The 19,406-nt window shown below is 70.8% G+C and carries 18 protein-coding genes; 10 read left to right on the top strand and 8 right to left on the bottom strand.

Features of this window, described 5'->3' with window-relative positions; genetic code table 11:
- Positions 1-528: 528 nt before the first annotated feature.
- Positions 529-2,004, top strand: a complete 1,476-nt coding sequence (locus tag QMK24_RS13235) for a hypothetical protein (protein WP_283465859.1) — start codon at positions 529-531, stop codon at positions 2,002-2,004.
- A gap of 83 nt (positions 2,005-2,087) precedes the next feature.
- Here QMK24_RS13235 and QMK24_RS13230 read toward each other — a convergent pair whose 3' ends face one another.
- The gene (locus QMK24_RS13230) at positions 2,088-3,335 is read right to left on the bottom strand and encodes an ABC transporter substrate-binding protein (protein WP_349361990.1); all 1,248 of its coding nucleotides are present in this window, start codon (positions 3,333-3,335) and stop codon (positions 2,088-2,090) included.
- A 160-nt stretch (positions 3,336-3,495) separates the two neighbouring features.
- On the opposite strand from QMK24_RS13230, the gene QMK24_RS13225 reads away from it, so the two are divergent.
- Together QMK24_RS13225 and purU are read left to right on the top strand one after the other, a co-directional pair.
- Positions 3,496-3,942: an SCO4402 family protein gene (locus QMK24_RS13225; RefSeq protein WP_283465889.1), complete on the top strand. Its 447-nt coding sequence runs from the start codon at positions 3,496-3,498 to the stop codon at positions 3,940-3,942.
- Between the two features lie 83 nt (positions 3,943-4,025).
- Positions 4,026-4,880, top strand: a complete 855-nt coding sequence (gene purU, locus QMK24_RS13220) for a formyltetrahydrofolate deformylase (protein ID WP_502962582.1) — start codon at positions 4,026-4,028, stop codon at positions 4,878-4,880.
- Between the two features lie 13 nt (positions 4,881-4,893).
- On the opposite strand, the gene QMK24_RS13215 is transcribed toward purU, so the two are convergent.
- Entirely contained in the window at positions 4,894-5,496 is a 603-nt protein-coding gene (locus QMK24_RS13215) for a dTDP-4-dehydrorhamnose 3,5-epimerase family protein (RefSeq protein ID WP_283465855.1), read from the bottom strand.
- A complete protein-coding gene (gene rfbA, locus QMK24_RS13210; RefSeq protein ID WP_283465854.1) occupies positions 5,493-6,374 on the bottom strand; it encodes a glucose-1-phosphate thymidylyltransferase RfbA in 882 nt (293 codons plus the stop codon). Before rfbA ends, QMK24_RS13215 begins: the two co-directional genes overlap by 4 nt.
- A gap of 138 nt (positions 6,375-6,512) precedes the next feature.
- Between rfbA and rfbB the strand changes: the two genes are divergently transcribed.
- Both rfbB and rfbD read left to right on the top strand, forming a co-directional pair.
- Complete coding sequence (gene rfbB, locus QMK24_RS13205; protein WP_283465853.1) at positions 6,513-7,502, top strand: dTDP-glucose 4,6-dehydratase; 990 nt, start codon at positions 6,513-6,515, stop codon at positions 7,500-7,502.
- 23 nt (positions 7,503-7,525) lie between these two features.
- On the top strand, positions 7,526-8,518 hold the full coding sequence (gene rfbD / locus QMK24_RS13200; protein WP_283465852.1) for a dTDP-4-dehydrorhamnose reductase: 993 nt from the start codon (positions 7,526-7,528) through the stop codon (positions 8,516-8,518).
- 21 nt (positions 8,519-8,539) lie between these two features.
- Here the strand turns inward: rfbD and QMK24_RS13195 are convergent, their stop codons facing one another.
- Together QMK24_RS13195 and QMK24_RS13190 are read right to left on the bottom strand one after the other, a co-directional pair.
- The gene (locus tag QMK24_RS13195) at positions 8,540-10,246 is read right to left on the bottom strand and encodes a hypothetical protein (RefSeq protein WP_283465851.1); all 1,707 of its coding nucleotides are present in this window, start codon (positions 10,244-10,246) and stop codon (positions 8,540-8,542) included.
- Positions 10,247-10,450: 204 nt separating this feature from the next.
- A complete protein-coding gene (locus tag QMK24_RS13190; RefSeq protein WP_283465850.1) occupies positions 10,451-11,647 on the bottom strand; it encodes a hypothetical protein in 1,197 nt (398 codons plus the stop codon).
- Between the two features lie 217 nt (positions 11,648-11,864).
- Here QMK24_RS13190 and QMK24_RS13185 point away from each other — a divergent pair, with 217 nt between their 5' ends.
- The 4 genes from QMK24_RS13185 (at position 11,865) to QMK24_RS13170 (ending at position 15,619) form a co-directional block, all read left to right on the top strand.
- A complete protein-coding gene (locus QMK24_RS13185; protein ID WP_283465849.1) occupies positions 11,865-12,551 on the top strand; it encodes a glycosyltransferase family 2 protein in 687 nt (228 codons plus the stop codon).
- 7 nt (positions 12,552-12,558) lie between these two features.
- Entirely contained in the window at positions 12,559-12,990 is a 432-nt protein-coding gene (locus tag QMK24_RS13180; RefSeq protein ID WP_283465848.1) for a DUF2304 domain-containing protein, read from the top strand.
- Between the two features lie 29 nt (positions 12,991-13,019).
- Positions 13,020-13,907: a glycosyltransferase family 2 protein gene (locus QMK24_RS13175; protein WP_283465847.1), complete on the top strand. Its 888-nt coding sequence runs from the start codon at positions 13,020-13,022 to the stop codon at positions 13,905-13,907.
- 104 nt (positions 13,908-14,011) lie between these two features.
- A complete protein-coding gene (locus QMK24_RS13170) occupies positions 14,012-15,619 on the top strand; it encodes a N,N-dimethylformamidase beta subunit family domain-containing protein (RefSeq protein WP_283465846.1) in 1,608 nt (535 codons plus the stop codon).
- Positions 15,620-15,675: 56 nt separating this feature from the next.
- On the opposite strand, the gene QMK24_RS13165 is transcribed toward QMK24_RS13170, so the two are convergent.
- Positions 15,676-16,809, bottom strand: coding sequence for a maleylpyruvate isomerase N-terminal domain-containing protein (locus QMK24_RS13165; protein WP_283465845.1), 1,134 nt, complete (start codon positions 16,807-16,809; stop codon positions 15,676-15,678).
- On the bottom strand, positions 16,806-17,363 hold the full coding sequence (locus QMK24_RS13160; protein ID WP_283465844.1) for a sigma-70 family RNA polymerase sigma factor: 558 nt from the start codon (positions 17,361-17,363) through the stop codon (positions 16,806-16,808). The genes QMK24_RS13165 and QMK24_RS13160 overlap by 4 nt, the downstream gene beginning before the upstream one ends.
- A gap of 342 nt (positions 17,364-17,705) precedes the next feature.
- On the opposite strand from QMK24_RS13160, the gene QMK24_RS13155 reads away from it, so the two are divergent.
- Positions 17,706-18,074 carry an STAS domain-containing protein gene (locus QMK24_RS13155; protein WP_283465842.1) on the top strand — a complete coding sequence of 123 codons (369 nt, stop codon included), beginning with the start codon at positions 17,706-17,708 and terminating at the stop codon, positions 18,072-18,074.
- Between the two features lie 40 nt (positions 18,075-18,114).
- On the opposite strand, the gene QMK24_RS13150 is transcribed toward QMK24_RS13155, so the two are convergent.
- Positions 18,115-19,362, bottom strand: a complete 1,248-nt coding sequence (locus QMK24_RS13150) for a tetratricopeptide repeat protein (protein WP_283465840.1) — start codon at positions 19,360-19,362, stop codon at positions 18,115-18,117.
- Positions 19,363-19,406: the final 44 nt, after the last annotated feature.

Genomic DNA, 19,406 nt, shown 5'->3' with positions numbered 1-19,406 from the left:
CCCCGTGCGGCCGCTCACGAACGGCCCGTCGCCAACTGCCCGACGGCCGCCCGGCCCGCCGGTCCGTCACGGCCGCGAGCGCGCCGGACGGGCCCCGGGCAGAAGCGCGGATCGCAGCGGGTCACCGCTGGTCACCGTGGAGCACCGCGCATCACCGGCGGCCGCCCCGCAGCCGCCGGACAGGGGATACGACGGTCCGCGCGGGTCCGCGCGCGCCCTCGGCGCCCTGTGAACGACGTCCGAACCGGTCCGACGGGCTCCCCGGCCGGTCCCGCCGCCGTGTTCGAGGTGGCGGCGGAATCGTTGGCGGAATCGTTACCGGAACGACATCGCCGTGCGGGGAGGCCCAAGGGACAGCCGATACCTCGCCATTCGGTCCTTCCCCGTCGTCAACGCGGCCGCGTTCGGCGCTCGCCCGATCGGGCGCGTAGTGGGTTGACAGGCTGACCCGGTAGCGTGAGCCGTCGATTGCGATGAGTCGATTGCGATGACGGGTCCGATGACGGGGTAAAGGCGGGAGTTCCGGCGATGCACAGCGGACACGGCGACGAGACGCCGGACGATCAGTACCGGCGGCTCCCGGCGGTGCCCGAGCCCCACAGCGGTGTCGTACTGCCGGCCGAGCAGCCGCTGGAGCGCTACGGCGATCATGTGCGGCCCGCCGGAGGACAGCCGTGGGACCAGGTGTCCGGCGCGGCGCAGCCGCTGCCCCCCGAGGCCGGTGCGGGGGCGGACGCGACGATGATGTTCCCGCCGTATCCGCAGGCCGTTCCGCCCGCGCCGCCGATTCCCGCCATGCCGCCCGGCCCGCCCGCGATGCCCGCCGCGCCCCCGGCGCCCCCCAGGGCCACGGCACCGGTGCCGGAGGCTGACGCCACCCAGTTCCTGCCCCCGTACCCGCGCGAGACGCCGCCCGCGGCGCCCCAGCCGTCCGCGACGCCCCAGCAGCCCGAGCCGTACGTGCCCGAGCCGTTCACACCGCGGCCGTTCACCCCCGAGCCGTTCACGCCCGAACCGTTCGGTGCCGGGCGCGGGTATCCCGCCGAGACCGCGGCGGAAGCCACCGCGCACCTGCCGCTCTCGATCTTCGAGGAGCAGCCGTACGACCAGCCGTACGCCGCGGAGCCGCCCTACGGCCGGCAGCACGAGCAGTCCGCCGAGCCGCCGCAGCCCGCGCCGCAGGGCGACTACGACCATCTGTACCGGCAGGACGGCCCCCGCCAGCAGCCGATGCCCGAGCAGCCCCGGCAGCAGCAGTACCGGGCCCCGGCCCAGGCCCAGCCGCCCGTTCCGGCGCCCGGCTACGCCGAGCCGCCGTACGACGGCGCGGGCAACGGTGACGGCAACGGTGGCGGTGGCGGCTCGCGCCGCCGGATGTCCCCGGCCGCGGTGATCGGCATCGTCGTCGGCGGCTGCGCCCTGGCCGGGCTGGCCGCAGGTGCCGCACTGAGCGCGGGCGGCGGTGACAGCAAAGCCGCGGCCAAGGCCAGCACGTCGCCGGCGGCCTCGACGGGTGCGTCCGCGCAGCCCGGCGCCGGTGACAGCGCTACGGCGCAGCAGGCGACGGCCCTGGACGCGCTGCTGAAGGACAGCGGCAGCAGCCGTTCCTCCGTGATCAGCGCCGTGGAGTCGATCAAGTCCTGCAAGAACCTGGGCCAGGCGGCCGCCGACCTGCGTGCGGCTGGCGGCCAGCGCGGCACGCTCGTCACCCGCCTCACGGCCGTGCCCGTGGACAAGCTGCCGCAGCACGCCGAGCTGACCGATGCGCTGAACAAGGCGTGGCTGGCGTCGGCCGCGGCCGACAACGCCTACGCGCTGTGGGCGGACCAGGCGGCGAGCGACGGCAAGACCTGCAAGGGCGGCCACGCGAAGGGCACCCCGCAGAAGTCCGTGGGTGACCGCGAGAGCGGTGGCGCCACGCAGCAGAAGAAGCGCGCCGTCCGGATCTGGAACACGATCGCGAAGCAGTACAGCCTGGCCGATCGGGAGTACACCCAGCTGTAGGCGCGCCCGCCGCCTTCGTCCGCCGTACGGGCTGGAGATCAAGCCCGTACGGCGCCCGTGGAAAGCGCGGCGTCGGACAGGCCCTAGCCGCCCTGGTGGCTGAGCGTCGGCGTCATGTCGGCGAATCCGGTACGGGCGGCGACCAGCAGCCCTTCGCGGACCACTTCGTAGACCACCTTCGCGTTCACCATCCGCGGATGCCCCGGCACCGCCAGCATGTTCTCGTTGCGCCAGCCGAGGTCCGGGGTGAGGCCGCCCGTCGAGACGGCGGTCGCCTTGTCCAGCGCGCGCTTGAGGGACAGGGGCGTGACCTCTTCCTCGCCCATCGTCCTGACGACCTGGGTGAAGACCGAGTACGCGATCCAGGTGGTCTGGACGCCGGGGTCGGACACGTTGATCCGGTCGTCGCCGAACGCGTACTTCTTCACGACCAGCTTCATCGGGTCCCATTTGGAGTCGGAGGTCGGCGGGTACCAGCTGGTGACGAACGCGTTCTCCAACGGGCTGTTCTTGCCGCCCGTGCTGTCGATGAGGGACTGCTGGATGCTGCCGATCACGGAGGCCAGCCGCACATTGGGCAGCTCGTCGCCGAGCCGCCGGAAGGAGTCGAAGAACGTGTCCGTACGGTCGCCGAGCACGGCCGCGACACAGGAGCCGGGCTTGGTGCTGCCGGCCGCGCGCTGGGCGACGGAGGTGTACTCGGTGGCGTCGTCGGCCGTGCGCAGGTCGGTGGCGGGAGGCCGGTTTCCGGCCTTGAGCCCGGCGTCGAGGAACAGCGGGAACTGATCGCCGACGATGGTGTCGGGCCGCACCAGGCTGACCTTGGAGCAGGAGCCGGCCAACTGCTGTCCGTTGCCGGCCAGCAGGGCGGGCAGACCGCCGTTGACCGGGTAGGACATCGGGCTCTGGAACTCCTCCTGGGTGAGCCCGTAGCCCCCTATGTACGGGATACCGGCCGCCTCCAGTGTGGAGAGGAAGCTGTTCGCCTGCTCGCTGTACGAGCCGATGACGGCGACGGCGCCCTCCTGCTGGGCCTGCTGCGCGCACTTGGCGGCCTCGACCTGGTCGTTGTGGTCGTTGCAGGTGAGTACCTTCAGATCGCGGCCGTTCAGCCCGCCCATGTCGTTGATGTGGTCGGCGAACGCCTGCGCCATGGCCGGCATTCCGGGCATGTTCGTGGATTTCGTTCCGCCCGGCGCCCATGTCATCACGACCACGGGCCCCGGGGACCCCCCCGCGCCCCCCGGGATCACGCCGCAGCCGCTGATCAGCGCCGCGCAGGTCGTTGAAATCGCCAACAGGACAGCCTTGCGCGATCGCTGTTCAGTCATGAACACGGACGTTTCCGCCCCGCGCCCAACGTGAGGGTGACCGCAAGAGAACGATCAGTCACGTTCAGGTGAATTACGGGTGCTGATTCGCGGGAACGTACGATCGGTCACCGTGCAGACTCCGGAGAAGACTTCCCGCCGCGGTACCCGTTCCTCCACGATGGGGGGCATGCCGCTCAATGACATGCCCTGGTGGCGCTGGCGCAGCAATGTGCGCTCGGCGCTGCACATGATCAGCGACCCGGTGTTCCAGCAGGAGTGCTGGCTTGCCGGGCTGCCCGGTTACGGCGACGTCACCGACGCCGTCTACCGCCTCGTCGAGGACACCTGGCTCGACAACTGGTCCGCCGAGAAGTACGTCGGGACGATCTTCCGCGACTCGCAGGAGGCCGCGCTCGTCGATGTCGCGGTGCTGCGCGTGCTGAAGATCCTCCACCAGGTCGGCGCGGATGCGCCGGTCAGCACCTATCTGGAGCACCACGCGTGGCCCGAGGCGGTCCGGGCGGCCCGCGAGGCGCACGTCAAGCTCGCGACGGCCGACGGGGACGACGTGGACGCTCCGCCGCGCTCCCTCGACGTGCTGGCGATCTACACCCGCACGGCCTGACGGCGCCTGACGGGCCGGAGAGCCGCGTTCCGGCCTGCGGACGGCGGCGCCGTCCGGGCCGCCGCGTGTGCGAGGCTTGGCGGGTGAACGAGCCGCAATATGTGCTGACCCTGTCCTGCCCCGACAAGCAGGGCATCGTGCACGCCGTGTCGAGTTATCTCTTCATGACCGGCTGCAACATCCTGGACAGCCAGCAATTCGGGGACCAGGACACCGGATTGTTCTTCATGCGCGTGCACTTCACGGCGGAGCCGCCGGTGGACGCGGACAAGCTGCGCGCGAGCTTCGCGGCGATCGCCGACTCCTTCCACATGGACTGGCAGCTCCACCCCGGTGACGAGAAGATGCGCGTCGTCCTCATGGTCAGCAAGTTCGGGCACTGTCTGAACGATCTGCTGTTCCGCACCCGGATCGGCGCGCTGCCCGTCGAGATCGCGGCCGTGGTGTCCAACCACACGGACTTCGAGGAACTCGCCGGCTCGTACGGCATCCCCTTCCACCACATTCCGGTGACCGCCGACACCAAGGCGCAGGCGGAGGCGCGGCTGTTGGAACTGGTCGAGGCGGAGCGCGTGGACCTGGTGGTGCTGGCCCGCTACATGCAGGTCATCTCCGACGATCTCTGCAAGCGGCTGCCCGGGCGGATCATCAACATCCACCACTCGTTCCTGCCGAGCTTCAAGGGCGCCAAGCCCTACCACCAGGCGCACGCGCGCGGGGTGAAGCTGATCGGCGCCACCGCGCACTACGTCACGGCCGCGCTCGACGAAGGTCCGATCATCGAGCAGGAAGTCGAGCGGGTGGGCCACGAGGTCACCCCGGAGCAGCTCGTGGCCATCGGCCGGGACGTCGAGTGCCAGGCGCTGGCGCGCGCTGTGAAGTGGCACAGCGAGCACCGCGTCCTGATCAACGGCCACCGCACGGTGGTCTTCGCCTGACCCGGCCGTACGGTCAGGCGCCGGCGGCGAGCTCCTTGTAGCGCGCCTGGCAGACGTCGAAGTCCGGCAGGCTGCCGGCCGCGAGCATGTCGGCCAGGCTGGGAGCGGCCGCGTCCCGGGCGGAGAGCTGGGGCGTGCCGGCCTGCCACTGGATGCCGAGATCCGGGTCGAGCGGGTGCACGCTGTGCTCCTTCTCGGGACGGAAGACGTCCGAGACGAGGTACGAGAGCGTGGCGTCGTCGCTGAGGGCGCAGAAGCCGTGGCCCATGCCCTCCGCGATGTAGAGGGCCTTGCGGTCGGTGTCGTCCAGCCGGACGCCCTCCCACTGGCCGAAGGTCGGCGAGCCGACCCGAAGGTCGGCCACCACGTCGAGCACCGCGCCTCGCACGCAGGTCACGTACTTGGACTGCCCCAGGGGGACGTCCGCGAAGTGGATCCCGCGCACGACGTCCTTCGACGACACGGACAGGTTGGCCTGCGCGAGCCGCATCGGATGCCCGACCTCGGCCTCCAGCCGGTCGAAGCGGTACCACTCCAGGAAGAGGCCGCGCGGGTCGCCGTGCTGCTGGGGGGTGATCTCCCAGGCGCCGTGGAACGAGAGCGGTCGGATGTTCATCGCGGGAGGTCCTCTTCCAGGGCGAGGGTGTTGATGAGGTAGTCGCCGTAACCGCTCTTCAGCAGCGGCTCGGCCAGTTTGCGCAGCTGCTCGGAGTCGATGAAGCCCATCCGCCAGGCGGTCTCCTCGACGCAGCCGAGCTTGAGCCCCTGCCGCTCCTCGATGACCCGGACGTATTCCGACGCCTGGACGAGGGAGTCGAAGGTGCCGGTGTCCAGCCAGGCCGTGCCGCGGTCGAGCACGGAGACCCGCAGTTTGCCCTGCTTCAGATAGGTCGCGTTGACCTCGGTGATCTCCAACTCGCCGCGCGCGCTGGGGCGCAGGTTGTTGGTGATGTCGACGACCTGGCTGTCGTAGAAGTAGAGCCCCGGTACGGCGAAGCGCGACTTCGGCCGCTCCGGCTTCTCCTCGATCGACAGCGCCGCGCCGTGCTCGTCGAACTCGACGACGCCGTAGGCGGTGGGATCCGAGACCTGGTAGGCGAAGATCACGCCGCCGTCGGGGGAGCTGTGGTCCTGCAACTGCCGTCCGAGACCGGCGCCGTGGAAGATGTTGTCACCGAGAATGAGCGCCACCGGCTCACCGCCGATGAAGTCCGCGCCGATCTGGAATGCCTGGGCGATTCCGCCGGGATTCGGCTGGGTGCGGTATTCGATATTGATGCCGAATTGCGATCCGTCGCCCAGAAGCCGGCTGAACTGTGCCTGGTCCTGCTCGGTGGTGATGAGCAGTATGTCGCGAATTCCCGCCATCATCAGAGTGGACAGCGGGTAATAGACCATCGGCTTGTCATAGACCGGCATCAGCTGCTTGGAGACCGCTTTGGTGATCGGCCACAGCCGGGACCCGGTCCCGCCGGCCAGGAGGATACCACGCATGTTGTTTTCTACTTTCTCCGGCGGCGGATGCCCAGCAGCTGCACGGCATCGCCCCTGCACTCGGGGACGGGCTAGAGTTGCGGCGAAGCAAACCATCTTACGCTGCCCCACCAGGGGCCCGACTGGACTCTGGCACTCATGAACATTGTTGTTACCGGTGGCGCCGGATTCATCGGCTCGCAGTTCGTCCGCGCGGTCCTGTCGGGCGAGATGCCCGGGCTGGAAGGCGCCTCCGTCACCGTACTGGACAAACTCACCTACGCCGGCAATCCGGAGAATCTGGCTCCGGTCGCCCACCTGCCCGGATACAGGTTCGCGCACGGCGACATCTGCGACGCGGACTTCGTCGACTCCGTCCTGCCGGGCCACGACGCGGTGGTGCACTTCGCCGCGGAATCGCACGTCGACCGGTCCATCACCGGCGCGGCCGCCTTCGTCACCACGAATGTGCTCGGTACTCAGACCCTGCTGGACGCCGCCCACCGGCACCGCATCGGCCGCTTCGTGCACGTATCCACCGACGAGGTGTACGGCTCGATCAGCGAGGGCTCGTGGACCGAGGACTGGCCGCTCGCGCCCAACTCCCCGTACGCGGCCGCGAAGGCGGGTTCCGACCTGATCGCGCTGGCCTACCACCGTACGCACGGCATGGACGTGGTGGTCACCCGCTGCTCCAACAACTACGGGCACCATCACTTCCCCGAGAAGATGATCCCGCTGTTCGTGACGAACCTGCTGGACGGCCAGAAGGTCCCGCTCTACGGCGACGGCAGCAACATCCGCGACTGGCTGCACGTCTCCGACCACTGCCGGGGCATCGCGCTCGCGCTGCTGGGCGGCAAGGCCGGCGAGGTCTACCACATCGGCGGCGGAACCGAGTTGACGAACAAGGAGCTCGCCGGGCGGCTGCTGGAAGCCTGCGGCGCCGGCTGGGACATGGTCCAGTACGTCGAGGACCGCAAGGGTCACGACCTGCGGTACTCCCTGGACATCAGCAAGTCCCGCGCCGAGCTGGGCTACGAGCCTCTCGTCAGCTTCGACCAGGGCCTCGCCGACACCGTCGCGTGGTACCGGGACAACCGGGCCTGGTGGGAGCCGCTGAAGTCCAAGGCGGCGCTGAACTCATGAGCGGCGCCTCGACGGACGCTTCTGTGAATGCCGCCACGGGCGCCTCGTCCAGCCCTGCGACCGGCACCACCCGCTGGCTGGTCACCGGGGCCGGCGGCATGCTCGGCCAGGAGGTCGTGGCGGCGCTCGGCGCCGACCCGGCCGCCGCCGTCACCGCCGCCACCCGGGCGGACCTGGACCTGACGGACCCCGCGGCGCTGCTCGCGGCGGTCCGCGGCCACCAGGTCGTCGTCAACGCCGCCGCCTGGACGGACGTCGACGGCGCGGAGAGCGACGAGGCCGCCGCCACCGTGGTCAACGGCGACGGCGTACGCCACCTGGCCGCCGCCTGCGCCGCGGCGGGCGCCGTGCTCATCCACGTCTCCACCGACTACGTCTTCCCCGGCGACGCCGCGGAGCCGTACCGGGAGGACGCCGCGACCGGGCCCGTCAACGCCTACGGCCGCGGCAAGCTCGCCGGGGAACGCGCTGTCGCCGAGCTGCTGCCCGACAGCGGCTACATCGTCCGTACCGCCTGGCTGTACGGCGCGCACGGCCGCAACTTCGTCGCCACCATGCTGAAGCTGGCCGCCACCCACGAGACGCTCGATGTCGTCAACGACCAGCTCGGGCAGCCCACCTGGGCCCGTGCGCTGGCCGTCCGGCTCACCGAGCTGGGCCGCGCCGCGCTCGCGGGCACCGCGCCCGCCGGCGCCTATCACGGCACGGCCTCGGGCCAGGCCACCTGGTACGACCTGGCCCGCGCGGCGTTCGAGCTGTCGGGTCTCGACCCCGAGCGCATCCGTCCCACCACCGCGGACCGCTTCGTACGCCCGGCCCGGCGCCCGGCGTACAGCGTGCTGGGCCATGACCGCTGGTCCGCCGCCGGGCTTCCCCCGATGGCCGGCTGGCGCGATGAACTGAAAGCGGCGGTGGGGGGGGGGTGGGTCCCCCGCCCCCACCGCCTGAGACCCGCCACCGGTCACCGCGTTCAGGTGCCGGTAGCGCCCGTACCTCCGGGCGCTACCGGCACCTGACGCGTTACTGCCCCGTGCGCGTTACTGCCCCTTGCGCCAGCCGTACTCGCAGCCGGTCAGGGTGGTGCCATCGTTCGTACCCGAGTGCGGGTTCAGCTTCTTCGGCGCCTGGCACGTGCCGTGCGGCGCGTACTTGGGGCAGCTGCCGTCCGGCTTCTGGAGCTGGTGCGCGGCCCAGGCCAGCCGGCCCATGGTGCTGACGTTCTTCGGGTTCTCGGGGAAGAACGGGTCGGACTGGGCGGAGGCGGCCATACCGCTCAGCAGCACGGTGGCGGCCAGCACGCCGATCGCGGCGTACCGGTTGCGGTTCCCCGTGAGGCCGAGGTCCTCCAGACCGGGAACGGTCCGCAGCCTGGCCCTGATCCGCTCGGCGGTCAGCACGACGGCCAGGCCGACCAGTGCCAGGCCGCAGTACAGCAGCTGCTGGTAGGTGCGCGGGAACAGCTGGACCGCCTGGTCGCGCTCCATGTTCGCCGCGAAGTAGAACCGGACCAGCCACGCGCTGCCGAAGCAGGCGACGGTGGTGATCACCGCGGAGCGCTTCAGCCCCACCGTCAGCGCGACCCCGATGCCCACGACCATGAGCGCGGTGAAGACCCCGACCCCGCCGAGCTCACCGGGCGGCGGCCACATGCCGGGCAGGTTCGCGTTCCGCGTGTAGAAGGGCGTCATGGCGAAGTAGCCGGGGTCGACGAGGGTCAGCGTCGAGCAGAAGCGGTCCTTGGTGCTGGCCGCCCCCGAGAGCAGCGACACCATGTACCTTCCGGCCAGCAGCAGGAAGACCAGGACGGCGGAGCCGAGGAACGCCAGTCCGCGCAGCCTCCCGGCCCGTCCGGAGCGCCAGGGGAAGAGCCCGAGGACCGCGACGATGATGCCCGGCGCCGACCACACGTGCCAGCCGGAGTAGACCAGGAACAGGATGGCGAGTATCGCGCCGAGCGCCGCCCCCCGCCACACCAGCGCCTTGTACGCGCGGTCCGGTGACTTCCGCAGCATCTGCAGCAGCTTCGCGAGCAGCGGCACCAGCACCACGAGGACGAGCGGGCTGTACGGCTTGTACACCACGACCGACGGCACACCGGCGAGCAGGCCGACACCCAGCGCCGGCAGCGGGCGCAGGAAGAGCCGCCAGGCCAGGTAGGCGGCCGGACCCGTCAGCGCGATGCAGACGATGAGGATCTGCTTGAGCGCGAACGCCGACTGGTGACTGGCGTTGAAGTGCTCGGCCCAGAACGCGGTGAGGTGCGGCAGCAGCGGCGGGTAGATGTTGGTCATGTGACCGCCGTGCTGGATCTGCGTGGCCCACGCCTCCAGCCTGCCGTTGTCACCGCCCTGGCCGTTCAGCGGCCACGGCGTACCGCGCAGCGCGACCACCTGGCCGCCGGCGGTCATGCCGGTGGCGAGACCCGCGACGGCCGCGCACACCAGGCGCACCGTGAGCCGGTGCACCCGGGCGCTGCTGCGGAAGACGGTCCACAGCACCACCGCCAGCAGCGGCAGCGCGATGACGGCGAGCCGGAACTGCAGGCTCGCAAGACCGCTCACCTGCCCGACGCGCGTCATCGGGTTCACCGCGATGGTGACGCTCCACCACGCGAAGCCGACCGCGGCGACCAGCGCCACCGCGAATTCGGCGCCGATCAGGGCGAGCCTCTTCCGCCAGGGCTTGAAGGCCACCACAAGGGGATGTGCGGGCCGCGGCGCCGCCGGCGCGACGGTCGGGGTCATAGAGAGCTCCAGCTTTCGGTCGGGCACCCGGGCCGGCGCTTGTCCCGACCGCTGTGTTCTTTTCCGGTGAGTCCGTTGAATCCGGTGAGTCCGTTGATCACACCGTCACAGACGGGGACGTGCGGCGCGGCGTTCCAGATCGTACGGGAACGGCGATTTCGGCTCGCGGCGGGGCGCGCGTCCGCGGAGTCCGGCTTCTTGTCGTCAGGCGGTGTTCGCGGCGCGGCGCGGTTCCATACCGTCCAGCAGCATCTCGGAGGGCGGTTCGCCGGCCGTGGCCGTGAAGCGCCGCATCGTGAGCCGCAGGCCGATCAGGAGGGCCGCGGTCGCCGTCCAGGCCGCCGCCGCGTACGACAGCTCCACCTGCAGTGCGGCCCCGCCGGGCAGCAGCGGCGCGATACCCAGCGCGATGGCCCCCGCCACCCAGGCGACGCACTGCACCCGGTGTCCGCCGGCCGCCAGCGTGCCGCTGCTGAGGACGATGGCGGTGAGGTGCCCGACGGCACCGAGGCCGAGGAGCGTGAAGTCCAGGGCGCCCAGGACGGGTGCCGCCGCGAAGGCCTTCTCGTTCAGTACGGGGCCGATCCCGGCGCACACCAGGGCCCAGAAGGTGCCCAGGGCGGCGACCATCAGCAGATTGCCGCGCAGCGCGTGCCGGAATCCGGCCCGGTCGCCCGCGGTGTGCCTGCTGGTCAGGTCCACCAGCAGCGAGGCCTGCATCGAGCTGACCAGGAACTGCGGAATGCGCACCAGGATCAGCGCCGACACCAGCGCGGCCACCAGCGGGGCGTTGTGCGGGGCGAGCAGCTGGGCGGCGACCACCGGGGCGTTCGCCACCGCCTGGGCCAGGGTCGTCGAGACGACCAGTACTCCGAAGCCGTGCCGGAGCTCGTTGGCGGCGGCGGGGGGGCCGGGACGGGCGGCACGGATCATCGCGGGGACGCACACCGCGACGGCCGGCAGCGGCGCCAGCGCCATGGCCAGGCCGAACATCAGCGCAGAACCGTTGCCGATGAGCAGTGCGGCGGCGAAGCCGACCCGCAGCACCGCGTCGGCGGTCAGCTGTACCGCGTACCAGCGGAAATTCCCGTAGCCCGCGAGGATGCCGCGGGCGGTGTGCTGCGCGGCCCAGCCCACGAATGCGGCGCCGAGCACCATGATCATGGAGCGGTCGCCGTTGAAGAGCAGGTCCGCCAGCGGCCGTGCCGCCGCGGCGAGCACCGCCAGGACGACGGCCAGCATGACCGCCGCGTTCACCAGGGCCCGCCGTATCGCCGGGGCCGCGCCCAGACCCGCGGCGGTCCGCGCGGCGACCACCCGCGTCAGCTCCTGCTCGACGGGGAAGAACAGCCCGATTCCGGCAAAGGCGATGACGGACCAGAGCACGGAGATGGCGGCCATGTCATCATGGCCCAGCGCTCGTCCCGCCGCTGCCAGGAAGATGTACGAAGAGGCAGCACTGGCGGCCACTCCGGCTCCGACCAGAAGGGTCCCGGAGGGGAGGGTGCTCAGGAGTGCTCTTGGTGACCTCATGTGGGAGCAAGGGTACCCTGGACGTTAATCATGGAGCGCCCTGTACCGGGGGGTTCTGCGTTCTGAACCGAGCTGTGGAGTGCCAGTGCCCCAGGACTACCGTGACGCCTGGGTGGTGATCCCCGTCTTCAATGAAGCGCAGGTCATCGCCGGGGTCGTCAATGGTGTGCGCGAGACGTTCCCCAACGTCGTGTGCGTCGATGACGGAAGCAGCGACGCCTCCTCGCGGGAGATCCTCTCGACCGGAGCGCACCTGGTCCGGCACCCGGTCAACCTGGGACAGGGCGCGGCTCTGCAGACCGGTGTCACGTACGCACTGGCCCAGCCCGGCGCCAAGTGGTTCGTCACCTTCGACGCGGACGGCCAGCACCAGGTCAAGGACGCCTGCAGCCTCGTCGACGCCGTCATAGCGGGCGAGACGGATGTCGTGCTCGGCTCGCGCTTCCTGGAGGACCACGAGCAGGTGCCGCTGCTCAAGCGGATCGTCCTGCGCACCACGGCGGCGATCAGTCCCACCGCGCGCAAACTGCGCCTCACCGACGCGCACAACGGTCTGCGGGCCTTCAACCGCACGGCCGCTTCGCAGCTCCGCATCACGATGAACGGAATGGCGCACGCGTCGGAGATGATGGGCATTCTGGCCCGCTCCGGACTGCGGGTCCAGGAGCTTCCCGTGACCGTTCTGTACACCGATTATTCGCGGGCCAAGGGGCAGTCGCTGATCAACGGCGTCAATATCCTGACCGATCTCGCGATCAGGGCCAAGAGGTGACCGTCGCATGCTGATCAAAATCCTTCTGCTGCTGGCAGCCGCGGGTGCGCTCGTGTTCTTCGTCCGGGGCTGGGGCACCGCCCGCACCCGGGCCTGGAAGCGGCTGGGCTTCTTCGCGTTCCTGATGCTCACCGTGGACTTCGTGCTGCGCCCCGAGGACAGCAACCGGGTCGCGCACCAGCTCGGCGTCGGCCGTGGCGCCGACCTTGTTCTCTACGGGCTGGTCGTGGCGTTCGCCTTCATCACCCTGAACACGTACATGCGGTTCCGGGAGATGGAGCGCAAGCTGACGGACCTGGCCCGCAGCGTGGCCATCAACACCGCCGTGGCCGGGACCGAGGAGGCCCTGGAACGGGGCCTGGAGCAGGACCTCGGGGACGCTCCGGCGGAGAAGGCGCCCAAGCCCGAGGCTGTCGCCGCCAGCCCGAGCCGGGACTGATCCGATGACCCCGAGCCGGGACTGATCCGATGACAGAATTCGACATCATGCTCCCCCATTACGGGGACACGGCCATGCTCAAGACCGCGGTGCGCAGCGTCCTGGCGCAGACCGTGGCCGACTGGCGGCTGGTCGTCGTCGACGACGACGGCCGGGACACCAGCCTTCCCGGCTGGTTCAAGGAGCTCGACGACCCTCGCGTCGAGTACCTGCCGAACGAGACCAACCTCGGCATCACCCGCAACTTCAACCGCTGCGTGGACCTGGCCGAGGCGCCGTACCTCGTCATGATGGGCTGCGACGACGTCATGCTGCCGGACTATCTGGCCGTGGTGCGCGGGGTACGCGAGCGGCATCCCGGGGTCGAGATCGTCCAGCCCGGCGTACAGGCGATCGACTCCGACGGCCGGCCCGCCGTCACCTCCACCGACCGGATCAAGCGGATGCTGCGCCCGGGCCCCGGTGGGGAGAGCGCCCTCCAGTCCGGTGAGCCGCTGGCGGCGAGTCTGCTGCGGGGCAACTGGCTGTACTTCCCTTCGCTGTGCTGGCGCACCGAGTCGGTGCGGGCGGTCCGGTTCCGTGAGGACCTCTCCGTCATCCAGGACCTGGCCCTGGTCATGGAACTCCTGGTGCGGGGTGCGACCCTGGCGCTCACCCCCGAGGTCTGCTTCCAGTACCGGCGGCACGCGGTGAGCGTCTCCTCGGCGCGCGCGGTCTCCGGCGCGCGCTTCACCGAGGAGCGCAGGTTCTTCACCGAGACGGCCGAACAGCTCCGTTCCCACGGATGGACCAAGGCCGCGACCGCCGCTGAGAGGCACTTCTCGTCGCGGGCGCATGCCCTGACGCTGGTCCCGGCGGCATTGCGCTCGGGCCAGAAGGGCACGGCGGGCAACCTGCTCAGGCACGCGCTGCGGTGAACGGCGGACTAAGGCCGCTGAACTTCACAGTTTTGTCACAGAGACCCGACAAGTAGCCTGCAGCGCCGAAGCTGCACCACTTCGCCATATATGTTCATCACATCATGAACATGCGTCGGACAGCTCTCCTCGTTGCCGCTCTCGGCGTAGCCATCGTCGTGTGCATTCAGTACGGCACCAGCCTGCTGGACACGGCGAAGAGCACCGTGACTGCTATCCCGACGCCTCAGCGCCCCCCGGTGCAGGCGGTGACGCAGCCGCCCGAGAAGGGCAAGGCCGGAGCCGGTAAGGACACCGGAATCTCCGTCACCAAGGAGAATTCCCTTCCGGGAACCACCGCCTGGAAACTGAAGAACCCCGGTCCGCAAAACGCGATCGAGGGTTATGCCGACCGGGTGAGTGTCGACCCCGGTGAGAATTTCGGCCTGTACGTCTCCACCCCCGCCCGCGATTTCCAGGTACAGGCGTACCGAATGGGCTGGTACGGCGGAAAGCAGGGCCGGCTGGTCTGGGAGTCCTCGCACACCCGGGGCATGCGGCAGGCCGCCGCGCAGATGACGCCCCAGATCTACATGGCGCGGGCGACCTGGAAGCGTTCGCTGGAGGTCTCCACCAAGGGGTGGCCGGAGGGCGACTACCGGCTGAAGCTCACCTCCGCCGCGGGCCACGACCGCTGGGTCCCGATCACGGTGCGCTCGAAGTCCGCCGTGGGCCGCAGCGTCTTCATCAACGCGGTCGCCACCTGGGCGGCGTACAACAGCTGGGGCGGCGCCAACATCTACAGCGGCGTCAAGGGCTACGGGGACCGGGCTCGCAAGGTGAGCTTCGACCGCCCGTACTCCGGTGCGGGCGACGGGCTGTTCGGCTGGCATGAGCTGCCGATGCTGACACTCGCCGAGCGGATGGGCATCCCGCTCGCCTACGGCACGTCCCTGGAACTGGACTCCGACCCGGGCCGCTTCACGGGCGCCCGCGGGATGATCTTCCCCAGCCATGACGAGTACTGGTCGACGGGGATGCGGACCAACACCATCGCCCTGCGCGACAAGGGCGTGAACCTCGCGTTCTTCGGGGCGAACAACGCGTACCGGCACGTACGGTTCGAGGGCTCGCCGCTCGGCGGTGACCGCGTGGTGACCTGCTACAAGGACGCCGCCGAGGACCCGATGAGCCTCACGGACACCGACGAGTCCACGCAGCAATGGCGACAGGCGCCCAACCCGCGCCCGGAAGCCTCGTTCCTCGGCGTCCAGTACGAATGGGCCGGCGTACTCGCCCCGTACGTCGTCACCGACCCGAACGTCTGGATGTTCAAGGGGACCGGCGCCCACGCCGGCTCGCAATACCCGGGACTGATCCGCAGTGAATTCGACCGGGTCTTCTCGGACGCGAATACTCCGCGGCCGATCCAGATCCTCTCGGATTCACCGGTGGTCATTTACGGCAAGGACAAGAGTTTCGCCAACTCCTCCTATTACACCGTCCCCTCCGGCGCCGGAGTGTTCAGCGCGGGAACACTGGGCTGGACGTGTGCCGTCGACGCGAATCCGTGCTGGGGCAAATTGCCCAAGGCCACCGGGGCCTTTGCCACCAAGGTCGCCGAGAACATCCTGCGGGCCTTCCAGGCGGGACCGTCCGCCCAGAGGTATCCGGCGCAGGACAACTACGCCAAGTACGCCCGCCCGGCGGGTCACTTCAAGTACAACATGTGATCACCGGCGCGAGCGGGCGCCGACGCGGGCCGGAGCCAGTGCGAGCAGAGCCGGTGTCAGAGCCGGGACATGCTCGCGGCGGCGAAGAGCACATCGCGGATGACGTCGCGGTCCCCGTCCTGGCCCACGGCGATCCGCTCGGGCGCCAGATGGCCCGCGGCCAGCTGGCAGAACTCGACGCTGTCGAGGGCGACATGGGCCACCGCCTCCCCGGCGGAGGCGAGCGCCCCGGGGAAGTCCAGGGCTATGTACCAGTTGCCGCCGCCCAGGCCCTCGACCTCGAGATGCACCGACCGGCCGGGGGAGCCGGCGGTGGTCAGCCGGGCCGGTGAGGCCGCGAGGCCGGCACGGCGGCGGCCGGCGATGGCGGTGGGCAGCAGCCGGGCCGCGAGGTCGATCATGCGGTTGAGGTTGCGCGGAGCCGGCGGACCGTAGGGGTAGTCGACGGCCTCGGCGATGTCCCAGGCGTGTATCCAGCACTCGAACGCCCGGTCCAGGAACGCGTCACGCAGCGGCAGGGTGAACTCGCCGTAGCGGACGTCCAGGCCCGCCGTACCGCGACCGGCGAACGACACCGTGCGCAGCAGGGTCTGGCTCTGCTCGCGCCAGGCGCCGCGCTGGGGCGCGGCGGGCAGGTCCCGCATCGCGGTCCAGTAGCTCTCGGTACGCAGTGTGGGATCGAACGGCAGCTCCCCGGTGGGCAGCCCGAGCGCCGACGCCACCAGGCCGTCCACCGCGGCGAGATGCCCGATGACCTCCGCGACGGTGACCTCCCGGGTGACGCGCTTGCCCTCATGCCAGCGCAGTTCCACCGGCGCGTCCCAGTACCCGTCACCGAGATCGCGCAGCAGCGCGTCCAGCCGGGCGGTCTCCGCGTCGTAGGGACCCGCCCATTCCGGCACCGGAATACGGGCCGGGCGGCGGCCCAGACAGCCCTCCAGGACCCGGGCGCGCAGCAGCGGGTCGAGGTCGAGCGTCTCTTCCTGGTGGAGGAGCCCGACCGCGTCGCGCAGCCGCAGAGCCTCGTCCGCGCAGGTCGCGCAGTCCGTGAGGTGCACCTCGACGGCGAGGGACTCGTCGCGCGAGCAGGCGGACAGCGCCCACGCCCCGAGCAGCGACTTGAGGGTGCCGTGGTCGTACTGGGGAAGGCCCCGCCGGTCCGGCTCGGCGCGTGCCGTCTCGTCGTTCACGGCTGCCGCCGGTCGAGCCGCGGGTGCCCGGAGGGCTCCATGGCCGTGGACAGCAGCTGCAGGCCCAGGCGCAGCCGGCGACGTGCCTCGTCCTCGGTGACGCCCAGGTCGGCGGCGGTCTGCCGGTAGTCGCGGCGCCGCAGATAGGCGAGTTCGAGGGCGTCACGCAGCGGGGCCGGCATGGAAGTGACGATGAAGTCGGCGCGGGCGGCGGTATTGGCCTCGCGCACCTTCGCCTCGACCTCTTCCTGGGTGCTCTCGCCCCGGTTCTCATGGTGGCGCAGGCACCGCACGGCCTGCAGCTGGGTGAGCGCGGCGATCCAGGAGCGCAGGGAGCCGTGCCTCGGATCGTAGGCCTCGGGGTTCTCCCAGATGTAGCCGAAGACGTCGCGCGTGACGCGGTTGGCGGCCTCGTCGTCGTCCAGCACCCGGTGGGCGAGGCTGTGCACGAGCGAGGCGTACCGGTCGTACAGCTCGCCGAGCGCGGCTTCCTCCCCGCGGGCCAGGCGCTGCCGCATCTTGCGGTCCCACCGGGGTGGTGCCGGTGTCGCCATGCCGCCACTCCCTTGTCGCGCCGTGCCGTGCCGTGCCGAGCCGTGCCGCCGCCGGTTCCGTCAGCTCCATGAGCGCTGTCGGTTCTGTCGGCCCTGTCTGCTCGAATGTAACCGGCACCTACGGCGGCGTACGCCCCTTTGCGCCATCCTGCCGCCGTATCGGACCGATTCTGGCGATGCGTTATGCGGGTGTGACCGAGAGACTGCTCTGTTGTGCCGGATTCCGGGCATAGGGTTTCCCATGATGACGCTGCCGCATTCCCCCGAGGAGCGGCCTCCCGGGCCACCGCGGACCGCCAGGGTGGCCGGGCTGCTCCCAGCGACATCGCGAGGTGAGACTCAGTGGAAGTAACGCGGATCGAACGGGACGGCTGGGCCGTGGTGATCGTCACGGGCGAGATGGATCTCGTGACATCGCCCACCGTGCGCCAGCACGTCCACGAGGCGGTCGCCGACGGGCGGCGCAGTGTGGTCCTCGACCTGGCCGGGGTGCGGTTCTGCGACTCCAGCGGGGTGGGCGTGCTGATCGCCGCCCGCCGCCTGATGCGTTCGTGCGCGGGCCGGCTGCGCATCGTCCTGCCCGACCAGGACGCCGATGACGGTTCCCACGTCAACCGGGTGCTCGCCGCGCTCGGCGTGCGCCGTCTCTTCGACGTCTACCCGGACCTCACGTCCGCCACCGACGAATCGGCCCGGCCGATCTCCGCGTAGCGACGGCGGAACGGCCGGCGGGACGGATGCCCGACACGGCCTAATACGACGGGGGCCGGACCGGTGGTTTCGGCGGGGCCGGGCCCAGGGTCGTCGTGCCGATCGCGGCGCGGTGGCCGAGGCCGGTGCGGTACGCGTCCAGGGCGGCTTCGACACGGCCGGTGCGGCGCAGCAGGTCGCCCAGCAGCCGGCAGAGGTCGGCGAGGTCGCCGGCGGCGCCGGCGCGCTCCAGCAGCGACAGCGCGTTGACGTAATGCTCCTCGGCGGCGTCGAGTTCGCCGGCGTCCTGTGCGATCAGGCCGAGCAGCCGGTGGGCGCCGGCCGCGTGGATGGCGCCGCGCTCGGGGCCGATACGGTCGAGGAGCTGGGCGAGCAGCTCGCCCGCCTCGGTGTGGCTGCCGCGCCGGCGCAGGACGTCGGCGAGTTCGACCTCCACCTGGTCCGTGAAGAGCGCGGACCGCAGCGAGGCCAGCATGTTGCGGGCGATGCGCAGTTCGCGTTCCGCGTGCTCCAGATTGCCGCCCTGGGCGTGGACATAGCCGCGCATCCAGTGGCATTTCGCCAGGTCGGAGCGGAGCCCCAGCCGCTGGTAGAGCTCCTGCGCCTTGGCGAGCGAGACGCCGGCCTCGGCGATCCGGCCCTCGGCTATGAGGGTGCGGGCCACGCTGCGGTGCATCCCGGCCACCAGGGCGGGGTCGGTGGCGCACGGGGCGAGGGCCAGGGCCAGTTCGGCGGCCTGGGCGGCGCGGGCGAGGGCGCCCATGTCCATGTATGGGGCGATGACGGCGGTATGGAGGAGCAGCAGCGCGTCGGGGTTCGGCTCCCCGGTGGCCTGGAGCCCTTCGATCGCGTTCTCCAGCAGGTAGCAGGCGTAGCGCAGCTCGCCCGCCAGCAGATGGGAGACCGCCCGGCCACGGATGGCCGCCGCCCGCCGTGGCAGGGGTTCACCGGCCAGCCGTTTCTCGGCGGCCTCGAAGTGCTCCCGGGCGGCGCCGAGTTCCCCGCCCTCCAGTTCGCAGTCACCGAGCCCGAGCAGGGCCGCGACGTGCTCGTCCGCGAGCGAGTGCTCCTCGGCGATGGCGAGCGCCTCGCCGAACAGCAGCGCCGCGGTGCGCACTTCGCCCGCGGCGAGTGCGTTCCTGGCCTCGGCCAGCAGGCGTACCGGCAGGTCCTGCGACCGGCGCGGCTGCGGGACCTGCTGTGGGACCTGCTGTGGGACCGGCCGGCGCGGCTGTGGGACGCGCGGGCCGTCTGCCGCCGGATCCGAACCGTCCGTTCCGTCCGTCACGTCCCCTCCCACGACTCGAGTGCACACCGCACGGCCGGACCCTG

The organism is Streptomyces sp. PH10-H1 (genome assembly GCF_030063355.1).
GTDB lineage: Bacteria > Actinomycetota > Actinomycetes > Streptomycetales > Streptomycetaceae > Actinacidiphila.
This window is presented reverse-complemented; position numbering and strand designations above follow the sequence as displayed.

Bases quoted from the DNA above. Each gene is read 5' to 3' on its own strand.
- QMK24_RS13180 (WP_283465848.1), top strand. From the start codon at position 12,559: ATGCTGATCAAAATCCTTCTGCTGCTGGCAGCCGCGGGTGCGCTCGTG.
- QMK24_RS13215 (WP_283465855.1), bottom strand. From the start codon at position 5,496: ATGAACATCCGACCGCTCTCGTTCCACGGCGCCTGGGAGATCACCCCC.
- QMK24_RS13195 (WP_283465851.1), bottom strand. From the start codon at position 10,246: ATGACCCCGACCGTCGCGCCGGCGGCGCCGCGGCCCGCACATCCCCTT.
- QMK24_RS13175 (WP_283465847.1), top strand. From the start codon at position 13,020: ATGACAGAATTCGACATCATGCTCCCCCATTACGGGGACACGGCCATG.
- QMK24_RS13190 (WP_283465850.1), bottom strand. From the start codon at position 11,647: ATGGCCGCCATCTCCGTGCTCTGGTCCGTCATCGCCTTTGCCGGAATC.
- QMK24_RS13235 (WP_283465859.1), top strand. From the start codon at position 529: ATGCACAGCGGACACGGCGACGAGACGCCGGACGATCAGTACCGGCGG.
- QMK24_RS13170 (WP_283465846.1), top strand. From the start codon at position 14,012: ATGAACATGCGTCGGACAGCTCTCCTCGTTGCCGCTCTCGGCGTAGCC.
- rfbB (WP_283465853.1), top strand. From the start codon at position 6,513: ATGAACATTGTTGTTACCGGTGGCGCCGGATTCATCGGCTCGCAGTTC.
- rfbA (WP_283465854.1), bottom strand. From the start codon at position 6,374: ATGCGTGGTATCCTCCTGGCCGGCGGGACCGGGTCCCGGCTGTGGCCG.
- QMK24_RS13225 (WP_283465889.1), top strand. From the start codon at position 3,496: ATGGGGGGCATGCCGCTCAATGACATGCCCTGGTGGCGCTGGCGCAGC.
- QMK24_RS13160 (WP_283465844.1), bottom strand. From the start codon at position 17,363: ATGGCGACACCGGCACCACCCCGGTGGGACCGCAAGATGCGGCAGCGC.
- QMK24_RS13230 (WP_349361990.1), bottom strand. From the start codon at position 3,335: ATGACTGAACAGCGATCGCGCAAGGCTGTCCTGTTGGCGATTTCAACG.